Origin of the sequence: Streptomyces sp. NBC_00425 (assembly GCF_036030735.1) — a bacterium.
Lineage (GTDB): Bacteria > Actinomycetota > Actinomycetes > Streptomycetales > Streptomycetaceae > Streptomyces.
The window spans coordinates 8,078,543-8,090,825 of the sequence record NZ_CP107928.1 but is presented as its reverse complement, the minus strand read 5'-3'; the positions used below and the strand labels follow the sequence as shown (position 1 = coordinate 8,090,825).

General features: G+C 69.9%; 11 protein-coding genes and 1 pseudogene. 5 read left to right on the top strand and 7 right to left on the bottom strand.

The genetic code is table 11. The features are described from left to right. Positions 1-118 precede the first annotated feature (118 nt). Entirely contained in the window at positions 119-943 is an 825-nt protein-coding gene (locus OHS82_RS35675) for an SDR family oxidoreductase (RefSeq protein ID WP_075662699.1), read from the top strand. A gap of 313 nt (positions 944-1,256) precedes the next feature. On the opposite strand, the gene OHS82_RS35670 is transcribed toward OHS82_RS35675, so the two are convergent. The 6 genes and pseudogenes from OHS82_RS35670 to OHS82_RS35645 all read right to left on the bottom strand — a co-directional run bounded on the left by OHS82_RS35670 (position 1,257) and on the right by OHS82_RS35645 (position 6,037). Then, positions 1,257-1,532 carry an AMP-binding enzyme gene (locus OHS82_RS35670; protein ID WP_328436145.1) on the bottom strand — a complete coding sequence of 92 codons (276 nt, stop codon included), beginning with the start codon at positions 1,530-1,532 and terminating at the stop codon, positions 1,257-1,259. 12 nt (positions 1,533-1,544) lie between these two features. Then, positions 1,545-2,133, bottom strand: a pseudogene (locus OHS82_RS35665) (class I adenylate-forming enzyme family protein). Beyond that, positions 2,130-2,861 (bottom strand): AMP-binding protein, encoded by a 732-nt coding sequence (locus OHS82_RS35660; RefSeq protein WP_328435245.1) that lies wholly within the window; start codon positions 2,859-2,861, stop codon positions 2,130-2,132. Before OHS82_RS35660 ends, OHS82_RS35665 begins: the two are co-directional and overlap by 4 nt. A 2-nt stretch (positions 2,862-2,863) precedes the next feature. Beyond that, a complete protein-coding gene (locus OHS82_RS35655) occupies positions 2,864-3,766 on the bottom strand; it encodes a crotonase/enoyl-CoA hydratase family protein (RefSeq protein ID WP_328435244.1) in 903 nt (300 codons plus the stop codon). 1,006 nt (positions 3,767-4,772) lie between these two features. After that, positions 4,773-4,901, bottom strand: coding sequence for a hypothetical protein (locus tag OHS82_RS35650; RefSeq protein ID WP_256726563.1), 129 nt, complete (start codon positions 4,899-4,901; stop codon positions 4,773-4,775). A gap of 170 nt (positions 4,902-5,071) precedes the next feature. After that, positions 5,072-6,037 (bottom strand): LysR family transcriptional regulator, encoded by a 966-nt coding sequence (locus OHS82_RS35645; protein WP_266728809.1) that lies wholly within the window; start codon positions 6,035-6,037, stop codon positions 5,072-5,074. A gap of 334 nt (positions 6,038-6,371) precedes the next feature. On the opposite strand from OHS82_RS35645, the gene OHS82_RS35640 reads away from it, so the two are divergent. The 4 genes from OHS82_RS35640 to OHS82_RS35625 all read left to right on the top strand — a co-directional run bounded on the left by OHS82_RS35640 (position 6,372) and on the right by OHS82_RS35625 (position 10,890). Further along, positions 6,372-7,430, top strand: coding sequence for a fumarylacetoacetate hydrolase family protein (locus tag OHS82_RS35640; protein ID WP_328435243.1), 1,059 nt, complete (start codon positions 6,372-6,374; stop codon positions 7,428-7,430). A 324-nt stretch (positions 7,431-7,754) separates the two neighbouring features. Further along, positions 7,755-8,777 (top strand): amidohydrolase family protein, encoded by a 1,023-nt coding sequence (locus OHS82_RS35635; RefSeq protein WP_266728805.1) that lies wholly within the window; start codon positions 7,755-7,757, stop codon positions 8,775-8,777. A gap of 57 nt (positions 8,778-8,834) precedes the next feature. Continuing rightward, a complete protein-coding gene (locus tag OHS82_RS35630) occupies positions 8,835-9,821 on the top strand; it encodes a cyclase family protein (RefSeq protein ID WP_266728803.1) in 987 nt (328 codons plus the stop codon). Between the two features lie 103 nt (positions 9,822-9,924). Continuing rightward, on the top strand, positions 9,925-10,890 hold the full coding sequence (locus OHS82_RS35625) for a fumarylacetoacetate hydrolase family protein (protein WP_266728801.1): 966 nt from the start codon (positions 9,925-9,927) through the stop codon (positions 10,888-10,890). A gap of 193 nt (positions 10,891-11,083) precedes the next feature. On the opposite strand, the gene OHS82_RS35620 is transcribed toward OHS82_RS35625, so the two are convergent. Beyond that, entirely contained in the window at positions 11,084-12,211 is a 1,128-nt protein-coding gene (locus tag OHS82_RS35620) for an FAD-dependent monooxygenase (protein ID WP_266728799.1), read from the bottom strand. Positions 12,212-12,283: the final 72 nt, after the last annotated feature.

The following is a 12,283-nucleotide window of genomic DNA, read 5'->3' as shown; positions in this document are numbered from 1 at the left end:
GTCCTCGCCACTCTTACCCTCCTCAACAGTTTCGATCCCACGACTCGACTTGATACTCAGTATCAGTTCGATGTACAGTCTTCTCATAAGACTTCAGCTCGAAGAGAAGAGCTTTCCCATGAGCAAGATCTGGTTCATCACTGGCTCGTCGCGTGGCTTCGGCCGTCAGTTCGCCCAGGCGGCCCTGGAGCGTGGCGACAAGGTCGCGGCCACCGCCCGCAACACCGACTCCCTGGCGGATCTGGTGGCCGCCCACGGTGAGGCGGTCCTGCCGCTGAAGCTGGACGTCACCGACAAGGCCGCCGCGTTCGAGGCCGTCCAGCGGGCGCACGAGCACTTCGGCCGCCTGGACGTGATCGTCAACAACGCCGGGCACGGACTGTTCGGCGCGGTCGAGGAGCTGACGGAACAGCAGGTCCGCGGTCAGATGGAGACCAACTTCTACGGCGCCCTGTGGGTCACCCAGGCCGCCCTGCCCCTCCTGCGCGCCCAGAACAGCGGCCACATCGTGCAGATCTCCACGGTCGGCGGCGTCACCTCCTTCCCCAACCTGGGCGGCTACAACGCCTCCAAGTGGGCCCTGGAAGGCCTGACCGAGGCCCTCGCCCAGGAGGTCGCCGGCTTCGGCATCAAGGTCACCCTCGTCGAGCCCGGCGGCTTCGAAACCGACTGGGCCGGCTCCTCCGCCACCTTTGCCACACAGCTGCCGGCCTACGACGACCTGCGCACCGCCGTCGCCGCCGCCTGGAGTGACGTCGAGTCCGGCGACCCCGCCGCAACCGGCCCCGCCCTGCTGAAGATCGTCGACGCCGACAACCCGCCCCTGCGCGTCTTCTTCGGCACCGCCCCCCTCCACCTCGTCCCCCAGGTCTACGCCGAGCGCCTGAAGACCTGGCAGGAATGGGCCGACATCTCCACCCAAGCGCAGGGCAACGCCGCGTAACCCGTGCGACGGCCGCGCCGGTCACGCCCGCTGACCCTCCCATGGCCATGGGAGGGTCAGCGGGCGTGTGCACTTCCCCAGCGAGCAGCCGCAGGCTCGCCAGTCGAGCTTCTGTGAAGTAGCCACCTGTCCTCCGGCTTGGCAGCTCTCAACCGATGGGCAGGCAAGGGACGGTCGGCAATGCTCCGCTCCGACCAGACCTCGACGCCGGCTGAGCCCGAGCGGCGGCCTGCCCGAGAACGAGACCATGCCCTCGTGCACCCCGCGCTGCGGGACGGACGGGTTACCTCAGGGCAGCGGCTTCAGGTTCCCGTCACTGATGCCGTCGAAGGACAAACTTCTGGATCTTTCCCATGGCGTTGGCAGGAATGGCGTCGGCCAGGTACCAGTGGCGTGGTGCCTTGTACGGGGCCAGATCCGTGTGCAGGTGGTCGTGGAGTCCGGCTGCGGTGGGCGGGTCGGCCGGATCGGTGGCGTTGATCACGGCGGCGACCTGCTCGCCCCACGCCGGGTCGGAGAGGCCGAGCACGGCGGCCTGCCGCACCTTGGGGTGGGTGCTGAGCGCCGCCTCGACCTCGGCGGGGTAGATGTTCTCCCCGCCTCAGATGATCATGTCCTTCAGGCGGCCGCTGACGGTGACGTAGCCGCGCTCGTCCATCACGCCCAGGTCGCCGGTGTGCAGCCATCCGTCGCGGTCGACGGTCTGCGCGGTGGCCTCAGGGAGGTCGTGGTAGCCGAGCATGACCTGGTATCCACGGGCGCAGATCTCACCCGGCTCGCCCACGGGCAGCGGATCGGCGTCGGCGGGGCCGACGATTTTGACCTCAACCTGCCACAGGGGCCGGCCGACGGTGTGCAGCTTGTCGTGGGCGCTGTCGTCGGGGCTGGTCTGGGTGACGGCGGGGCTGAGTTCGGTCTGCCCGTACAGGGTGGAGAAGCGCGCCGAAGCGGCGCTCGGTCTCCTCAACGAGTTCTGGAGGCACCCGGTCACCGCCGGACAGGACGGCAGAGCAGGCGCTGAGGTCATAGGGGTCGAACGAGGGGTGGTTCAGCAGGGCGGAGAGCATCACCGGGACTCCGGCGAAGAAGCTGACCCGCCACTTCTGCAGCGCCTCCAGAACCAGGGCGGGCTGGAAGGCCTGGACGAGCACGAGGGTGCCGTTGGCGGTGGCCACGCCGAGCACCGTCAGATCGCAGCCGGCGGTGTGGAACAGCGGCAGTGCGCTGCCCCAGACCCCGTTCCGGGTGAACCGGCGCGGGCGGCCACGAAGGCGGCGTTGGTGACGAGGCCACGATGGTGTAGGACGGCGCCCTTGGGGGTGCCGGTCGTCCCGGAGGTGTACTGGATCTGTGCCGCCGCACCGGGGCCCACCCGCGGCAGAGGCCTGAGGGCGGTGCCGCGGACCTCGGCGAGCCAACCGGTGAAGGAGACCCGCTCGCGCAGTCGAGGGAGACGCGGCCGTGTCCGTTCCACCGCCGCCGCCATGTCCGTCTCACGGAAGGAGTCGGTGAGCAGCAGTCCCACGGCGCCGGACTGGGAGAGCACGTGCTCGAGTTCGGCGCCGCGCAGTGCGGGGTTGACGGTTGCCAGGACCAGCCCGGCCAGTGCGGCGCCGTACTGCAGGACGACCCACTCGGGGATGTTGGGGGCCCAGACGGCGATGTACTCGCCCGGGGCGAACCGTGCGGCCAGCCAGGACGCGGCGTGCTCGGCGTCGTCCAGGAGCTGGGCGTAGGTCCAGGTACGGTCGGTGCGGTCGGTGCGGGACAGGGCGGTGCCGGGCGGGGCGATCTCGACCAGCGCCAGGCGGTCCGGTGCGGTCGACGCGGCGTTGCGGAGCACGTCCCCGATGGTGAGGTCAAGGACGGGCCGGGAGGCGTCGGCAGGCAGGTACGAGCGGGTCAGCGGTTCTTGCATCGTCACTCCTCCAGGTCCTGCGCGGTCGGAACCGGGCCGCCGCCGTCGGGGATCCAGCGGCCCGAGTCGCGCCACTTGACCGCCTCGTGGAAGCCGTGGGTGGCGGCGAACTGTTGGAACCAGCGCCCCTCCGGCGAGTGCCGGGTGATGCCGTCGAAGAGGGTGGCCAGGATCTGGGTGCCGTGCAGGCCCATGTTGTCGTACGCCTGGTTGATCATCAGTTTCTGCATGGCGAGCTGGCTGATGGGCACCCCCGCGATCCGGTCGGCCAGTTCCTCCACCCGCGCGTCCGGTTCCCGCGGCGGAGCGGCATCCAGTACCAGGCCCCAGTCGGCGGCGGTCCGGCCGTCAATGGTGTCGCCGGTCAGCAGCATCCGCTTGGCGCGCTCGGCGCCCAGCCGATACACCCACATCGCTGTGGTCGGGCAGCCCCACACCCGCGCGGGCATGTAGCCGATCCGCGCGTCCTCGGCCATGACGACCAGATCGCAGGACAGGGCGATGTCGCTGCCGCCGGCGACGGCATGGCCGTGCACTTTGGCGATGGTGGGCTTCAGCGACCGCCACAGGGTGAAGAAGTCGTCGGTGAAGCCCTTCATCCAGGCGAAGTCCTTGATGGGATCCCACACCTGGTCGCCGCCGGTGGCGCCCTGGGTGCCGTGGCCGTCCTCGGCAGAAATCTTCAGGTCGTATCCGGAGCAGAAAGCCCGGCCCGCCCCCTGCAGCACGATGACGTGCACGCCGGGGTCGTCGTTGGCGCGCCGGACGGCGGCCGCGATGTCACCGGGCATCCGGAAGTCGATCGCGTTGAGCCGGTCGGGACGGTTGCGCGGGTTGGTGCGCGCCACCGCCCACAACTCCATCTCCGCACCGAACGAGGGCCCGCACATGACGGTTCGGAGCACGCGCAACGAGCGTGACACCGGGTCACCGTCCGGCCGAGCCACGGCCAGTTCCTCGCGTACCGCCCGCTCGTTCCGGGTGACGAAAAACCATCTCACAGTCAGCACTGACTGTGAAGTAGCGACGGCCTCAATGGTTCGGCTCGGCGACCATGATCGTTCTGGGGCGCCTGGTCGAATCCGGCCGTCAGATCACGGAGACGCCGACCGCCCATCCCGAGGACAAGCAGCTCTGCCGACCGGACGTTGCCCGCGCCGTTGCTTCGTCGCGGTACACGCACTCGGCGACGTCGAGGGGGTGTACGGAGGCGTTGCCCGGGTCGCCACCGGCTGGCAGGGGCACAAAGGGCCTGTTCAATGCCGTACGCCCAAACCCCCGAGAGCCGTCTGTGGCCGGACGGCTCTGCCTACTATTGCCAGACGCACCAACGGCGGTGGCACCTGACGGAGTCGTCCCAAAGACGTCTGCTCGTTGGATCGAGCACGTGCCACACAGTGGATGTCGTGCCACACCGATCCAGGTGAGGCGGCTGCCGATCGTGTTCAATCTCTGGCCGCCGCACTCCTTCTGAGCAGCGGCGCGCCTCGTCCGCCGCGGCGTGAACCGTGTCCCGAGACGCCGACCCGATCGGCACCGCCGGGACGCGCAGACCACGACGCCACGCGGCGGGACTGCTCACCCACAGCAGTCGTCCACGCGCTGACCAAGGAGTTCCCTCCCATTGTCCCTTCGTCCCTTTTCGTTCTCGACAGTCACCGCAACAACGGGAACACCGGGTTGCTCGAGCGCCAGGCCGCCGCCCGACTTCCCGCCGACGTCGACCAGCAGTGGATCTCGCTCGCCGAGCATCTGCTCCCCCGACTTCGACGACCTGCGGCACGGCGCGGGGCACCCCACACGGCCCATGGAGGGCAACCACGCGCTGCTTCTCGAGGCCACCCTCGCCGCGACCCATATCGTGAGCACCTCCGCTGTGCACGGGTACGCGCTGGCCTCCCACACCAAGCACTACCTGGACCACTGGACGTCCTGGATGTACATCCAGGATCCCGACTTCCGGGCCGCCACGGCCGGACGCACCGTGTGGGGCGTCACCACCGTCAGGATCGTGCAGCTCGCGGATGACCGGGTACTCATGATCCGCAACGAATTCGACAGAGTCTTCCGGAGCGCCGAGCACACTCGGCCATACCTCAGGGCCCCGCGGCGGCGACACTCGGCGACGAACCCACGCACACCACCGGCTGCGGCAACGCACTCGCCGTCCGGATGCGTCCGATACCGGAATCGGCTTGGGCGGCGATTCGCTAGGCGACGCGTTCCGCCGCACGCCCCAGCGCATCACGGAACCATCGGTGGCCGGGATCGTCGCTCATGGTCGGGTGCCATCGCAGCGACAGGTTGAGAGGTCCGATATCCACCGGGCTCGGCAGGATCCGCACGGGCGCCACGGGTGCCAGGCGTCGCGCGAGTCTCTCCTGAAGGAAGGCGACGCGGTTGCTGCCGGCGAGCAGGAACGGGACCGACAGGAAGCTGTCGGTCACCACCTCCACATGCGGCTCAATGCCGTTCGACCGCAGGTGGCGCAGCGCCGGGAAGCTGACCGGGTCGGAGTGGGTGAACTGGCTCACCCACGGCAGGAGGGCGAGTTCGGCCAGGGTCGGCTCGCTGCTGATCACGGTGTTGCTCTCGGCCACGACGCACACCCAGCGGTCGCGCAGCAGGAGCCGGCCGGGATAGCCCTGCACCAGCTCGTGCGGCAGGACCACCCCGTCGGTGTGCCGGATCAGAGCGTCGGCGTCGAAGTGGGAGCTGGTGGTGAGGGGGCGAAGGTCGAGTCCGGCGCCGGGGGCCTCCTCGGCCAGAATCCGGTTGAGTTCCTCGAACAGGATGGCGACTGTGTAGTCGGAGAGCGCGAGGGAGAACTGCCGGTTGGTCGTCGCGGGGTCGAAGTCGTCGCCGAACACGCGCTCCAGCGCTTCGGTGGCCGACTCGATCCGTGACAGCAGGCTGGCGGCCAGCGGGGTGAGCTCGTAGTCCCGGCCGACCCGGATCAGCAGCTGGTCGCCGAACCGGCGACGAAGGCGGGCCAGCACCGCGCTGGTGGCGGGCTGGCTCAGGCCGAGGGACTCGCCGGCCCGGGTGACGTTGCGCTCGACCAGCAGGGCACGCAGCACGGGCAGGGTCGCCACGTCCTGGTTGCGCAGTATCCGCCCTGGCTGCTCCGGGGTGCGTCCACCTGCCGTCGGGCTTGGAGTCGAGTTGTACGTCACCGCGGTGTCCTCCCCCGGCTTCTGTTTCAGGCGCGGTCCGGCGAGCCCACCAGCACAGCAGTGCGACTCCGAGGCCTTCGCCGAACGACCCGCACCGGCCGGTCGATGCTGAGCATCCGTTCCGTCGATGGGTCGCATACAAGGCTGAGCATATCCCAGGCCTCGTGGCCCGGTTCACAATCAGATCATCCTCCGGCCGGCCCGTCCTCCGGGCTCCTTGTCGTCCGCCGGAACGGCCGGACAGACCCATGGCGAAAGGTGATCCATGACTTTCCGCCGTCCAGGTGTCGTGCGTCCCGCACGACCCAGCGTCACCGAAACGGAAACGTGACCCATGACTGAGACCGCCCCTGTCACGCGCGCTCCGGAACACCCGGTCGACCCGGCGACCGGACTGCGCGCGGGAACCTTCGCGCTCGGAACCTTCGCCGACGAGACGCGTGCCTTCTCGGCCCTCGTGACCGCCGACGGCATGGTCACCGACCTGTCCGACCGGTTCCACGACCTGCACGAGGTCTTCGCCGACTGGACGACGAACCTCCAGTTCCTCGAAGAGGTGTGGACCGACTCCTCCCGACCGACGCGGCCGTTGACGGAGCTGCGTGCGCTGCCGCCGCTCAGCCATCCCAACCTCCTGGGCGCCGGCGCCAACTACAAGACGCATTCGGCGCAGATGCTGACGAAGAACGCCTTCAACCAGCACAACCGCCGAGTGGGCGAGACCGACGAAGAGTTCTTCCAGCGCAATCTCGCGTTCATGGAGCGCCGGTCGCGAGAGGGCATTCCCTTCGCCTGGGTCGGGATGCACTCCTCGCTCGTGGGCGCGACCGACGACGTCGTGCTGCCGGCCCTGGGCGACGAGCCCGACTGGGAGCTCGAACTCGGGGTCGTCGTCGGCGGGACCGGTCGGTTCCTCACCCCGGACGAGGCAACAGGGCTGATCGCTGGCTACACGATCGTCAACGACCTAGGCACAGTCGACCAGTTCCGCCGCACCGACATCCCTTGGGGCTTCGACTGGATGGGCAAGCACCAGCCTGCGTTCAAGCCGGCGGGGCCGTTCGTCGTGCCCGCAGAGTTCTTCACGCTCGACGACACCATCCGGACCACGTTGAAGGTCAACGGCCAGGTCATGCAGGACTGGCCGACCGGCGACATGATCTTCGACCCGGCGCAGTTCGTGGCGTACGCCTCCGAGCACGTCCGGCTGACGCCCGGGGACATCATCTTCATGGGCTCTCCGCCCGGGAATGGCAAGCACCACGGTCGCTTCCTGCACGACGGAGACGTCATCGAAAGTGAGATCACCTACCTCGGACGGCAGCGCAACCGCTGCGTCGCCGAGGTCCTGCAGGGCCGCAAGCCCCACTTCGGCCGCTTCCCGACCGACTGAGCCCGGCCGACCGACTCGGCCGGCCCCACCCAGGCGTTTTCAGATCCACCGGAGAGCGAGGCGCACCATGTCGTACACCGCCGAGACGCATGTCGAACCGGACTGGTACCAGGAGGACCGAGGGGCCGTTCCCTCGGTAGTGGGATCCGCTCACCGGAGCGGTACGCCGAGTACACCCGTCTGCGCCGCGAGTGCCCGGTCGCCTTCAGCGACACCCCCGAAACGCACGCGCCCCGGGCCCGTGTCCCTGGACAGGTTGATCGGCTGGGACAACGGCTGGAATCAGCGCTCCGAGCCGGCTCGGATGGATGAGGTGGTGGCGCCGTGAGCGTGCCCACCGTCGATGTGCACGCCCATGCGGGCGTACCGGCCGTCGACGCGCTGATCGAGGGGCAGCCGGGTCTGGTACGGCAGCGGGAGATCGACGCGGCCACCCTCGGCCGGGCGTCCCTGGCGGTGAACCTGAAGCAGATCGCCGAGCTCGGGCCGAAGCTGGTCGACCTCGAGCTGCGGCTGGCCGCGATGGACGCCGCGCGTGTGCAGGTGCAGGCGGTCAGCGCAGTACCGCTGCCCCATGCGTGGGCCGACCGGGAGCTGGCCTCCCGCATCGTCGCGGTGGGCAACGAGGGCATCGCCGCGTTGTGCGCGAAGAAACCGACTCGGCTCCTTCCGATCGGAGCCGTAGCGCTGCAGCACCCCGACCTGGCGGTCGGGCAGCTCGTGACAGCGGTCCGCGACCTCGGTATGCGGGGGGTGCAGATCTCGACCTCCGCCGGGCCGGGCCGGGAACTCGACGACCCGTCGCTGGCCGACTTCTGGGCGGCCGCCGAGGAACTGGGCGCCGCCGTGCTCATCCACCCCTGGGGCTGCACCCTCGGCGAGCGGCTGAACGCCTACTACCTGTTCAACAGCGTGGGAAACCCGACCGAAACCGCTCTCGCGCTGTCCCGGATCGTGTTCTCCGGACTGCTCGAGCGGCACCCGCGGCTGAAGATCTGGTCCGCGCACGGCGGTGGCTACCTGGCCGGTTACATGGTCCGCGCCGACCACGCCTGGGCGGCCCGCTCCGACGCGCACACCACCGCCGAGCCGCCGTCCGCGCTGCTGCGCCGCACCTTCGTCGACTCGCTGGTCTACACCACCGAGCAGCTGCGGCACCTGGTCGGCTCGATGGGCGCGAGTCAGGTGACCCTCGGCAGCGACTACCCCTTCGACATGGGCGTGGTCGACCCGGTCGACCGACTGGAGGCGGCCGGCTTCGACCAGGCCACGACCGACGCCATCCGCGGTGGCAACGCCGCCCGCCTCCTGGGTCCGATCCCGACGGTGGGAACCGCGCACTCGTGACGAAGCCCCGATGCCCTTGCTGCCGATTCTTGATCGGAACTCCACGGAGGAAGACCTGTGACCACGTTCGACCGCTCCGATCCCGAAGGGGCCATCGCGGCCGCAGCCAAGCGCGTCTCCAACTGGGGCCGCTGGGGCGCCGGTGACGTCCTCGGCACGCTGAACTTCCTCGACGAGGCCAAACGGGCACAGGGCGCGCAGCTGGCCCGCCGCGGCGTGAGCTTCTCGCTGGCCCAGCGCTTCGACGCGGAAGGTCCGCAGAAGGGGTGGCGGCGGCGCACCAACCCGGTGCACAGCATGCTCTCTTCCGGCCTGGACGCAGAATTCGGCCCGGCGGAGTTCCCACACGGGCTCGGCGGCGCTGACGACGTGGTGTTCATGCCGCTGCAGGCCTCCACCCAGTGGGACGGCCTCGGCCACATCTTCGACCACGGCACCGCCTACAACGGACGCCGCGCCTCACAGGTGGTGACCAGCGAGGGAGACAGGCTCACCGGCATCGAGACCGTGGCCGACAGGATCGCCGGCCGGGGTGTGCTGCTCGACGTCGGCAGGGCGATCGGAGCCGAGGGCGAACTGCCGGACGGCTTCGCCATCACCGCCGAACACCTCGAGGCGACCATCGCCGCGCAAGGTGACACTGCCCGGGTCGGCCGCGGCGACCTGCTGCTGGTGCGCACCGGCCAGCTCACCCGGGCCCGGCGCGCCATCGCCGCGGGCGACGGCTGGGGCGACTACGCGGGCGGTCCCGCCCCCGGTCTGTCGTTCGCCACGGCCGACTGGCTGCACTCCTCCGAGATCGCCGGCATCGCCACCGACACCTGGGGCTTCGAGGTTCGCCCCAACGAGTTCGATGTCGCCTTCCAGCCGCTGCATCAGGTCGCCATCCCGCACATGGGCCTCTTCCTCGGGGAGATGTGGGACCTCGACACCCTGGCGGCCGACTGCGCCGCCGACGGCGTCTACGAGTTCTTTCTCGTGGCCGCCCCCCTGCCCGTGACCGGCGCCGTCGGCGCACCGGTCAACCCCCTCGCCGTCAAATGACGGGTAAGGAGCCCACCGTGCCCGTGGTGCACGACGTCATCGTCGACCGACGTCCGTCGAACACGCTCGCTCCGCCGCCCCTCCACCTCGCCGGTTCGGGTCGATGAAGTTCGCGACCTGGGAGTCCCAGGGCAGAACGTTTTCGGGTGTCGTCTCCGAGGCGGGGCTGCACGCCCTCCCGGAGGGGACGACGGTGCTCGACCTCGTACGTGCGGGGCTGCCGGCCGCGCTGGAGACCGGCGGCACGGCGCTGGAGACACGGGCCGTGCCGGTGGACGGCGTCCGGCTGCTGCCGCCGCTCGCCCCGCCCACCGTGCGGGACTTCGTGGCGTTCGAGGAGCACGTGGAGGGGGTGGTGCGGAGCATGACCGACGGCGGAGTGATGCCGGAGTGGTACGAGGCACCCACCTTCTACTTCACCAACCCCTACGCGCTTGTCGGTGCCCATGACGACGTCGCCGTCCCGCCCGGCTCACAGCTGCTCGACTTCGAGCTCGAGGTCGCCGCAGTCGTCGGCAGGGGCGGCGCGTCGCTGAGTCCGGCGCAGGCCCGTGATGCCGTCTTCGGCTACACGGTGCTCAACGACTGGTCCGCGCGCGACCTGCAGCGCCGGGAGATGAAGGTCGGCCTGGGCCCGGCCAAGGGCAAGGACTTCGCCGGCACTCTGGGCCCGTGGCTGGTCACCGCCGACGAACTGGAGCCGTACCGGGACGACGAGGGCTTCCTGTCCCTCGAGATGCGGGTCTCCGTGAACGGCACCGAGATCGGGCATGACCTGCTGTCCAACATGGGCTGGCCGTTCGAGGAGCTGGTCTCCTACGCATCCCGCGGCAGCGAGGTCCGCGCCGGGGACGTCCTCGGCTCGGGCACCTGCGGGAACGGCGGTTGCCTGGCCGAGCTGTGGGGCCTCCGTGGCCGCCCGGATCCGCCGCCGCTGCGGCCCGGCGACGTCGTGGAGATGACCGTCGAGGGCATCGGCACCATCCGCAACCGGATCGTCCCCGGCCTTCAGCTCCCGCCGGTCCGCGCCGCCCGGCCTCGGCCACGGGCAAGGAAGCGGCTGTCGTGAGCGGGCGGTGACGTGAGCGTGGTGCTTCGCCGGGGGTCGAAGTCCGGTGAGCACGAAGGCGCGCGTCGATGAGCGCACCGCCGGGCGCCACCCTCAGGGGCGACGCCCGGTCCGGTGGTCGTGCATCGTCATGCTCGCCGGCTCCCGTGGTTGTCGGTCCGCATGTGCCGGGCACGGGGGCTTAGCAGGGGGCTCAGTAGGGGCTGGACAGAGCCTCCATCGCCCGCCCCCGCACCTTGTTCTGGGCGGCGATCGGCTCTCCCCGCTGCTGCATGCGGTCCAGTTCGACGCTGGTCTGCACGACCAGGCGAGCCCGCTCGAAGCGCCGTGTCATGAAGCGCTTGAACACGTCCTCGAGCGGGCCGCCGGCCGCGCATTCCTGACCGAGGACCACGCCGTCCTCGACCGCCATACCCCCGCCGGCACCGAGGTGGGCAGTGGTGGCGTGCGCGGCGTCGCCGATCAGCAGGATCCGACCCCGGTACCAGGGCTCGGACACGAGCAGCCAGTCGTAGTCGTTGACGATGATCTTCGTGTCGTCCGTGAGCCGTTCCTCCAGCGCGCGCATCAGCGGTGCGGTGAAAGAGCGGAGGTTCTCCCGGACGATCTGCCGGGCCTGTGCCGCGTCGATCCGCGGGCGCTCCGGGAACTCGCGGCCGGTTGCAAGGTAGAGGCCGCCGTCCCGCTGCCGCCGGGTCACGCAGAGGTGCTCCGACTCGTAGTGCCCGATCGGGCCGACGTCCGGCACCCCGTCGGCGACCCATCGGAACATCGTGAGGCCGGAGTAGGTCGGGGTCACCTGGTCCCCCAGAATGAGCGTACGCGTCTTCGACCGGATGCCGTCCGCGCCGATGACCAGGTCGTACGACCGCTCCGAGCCGTCGGTGAGGGTGGCGGTGACGGAGTCTTCCGTCTGCCGCAGCCCGGCGAGACCCACGCCGTTCCGCACGCTCGCGCCGGCCCCCTCCGCGGCTCGCCGGAGGATGTTCGCCAGGGCAGGCCGGTAGATGAGGATGCCGTGCGGCAGAGCGGACGTCGGTGCGGGAGGCATGGGCGGCGTGGACACCGGTTTCCCCGCCGCATCGAAGTAGGCGAAGATGTCCTGCGGGGACACCGCCAGCCCCTCGTCCAGGCACTGATCCAGGACTCCCATCTCGGCGAGACCGTCGACGGCCCGGTTGAGCAGTGAGATGGCGGCCCCGGCCGGACCGTCGGCCAGGTCGACGACGTCGCAGGAGATCCCGGTACGGGACAGGGCGGTCGCGGCGGTCAGGCCGGCGATGCCCCCGCCGACGATGAGCGCGTTCTGGATGCTGGTCAAGGCAGGACTCCCGAGTGCGTCAGGGCAGGTTGAGGAGATCGGTGCAGGGCGATGAGAGACGTCCGGGCCGAA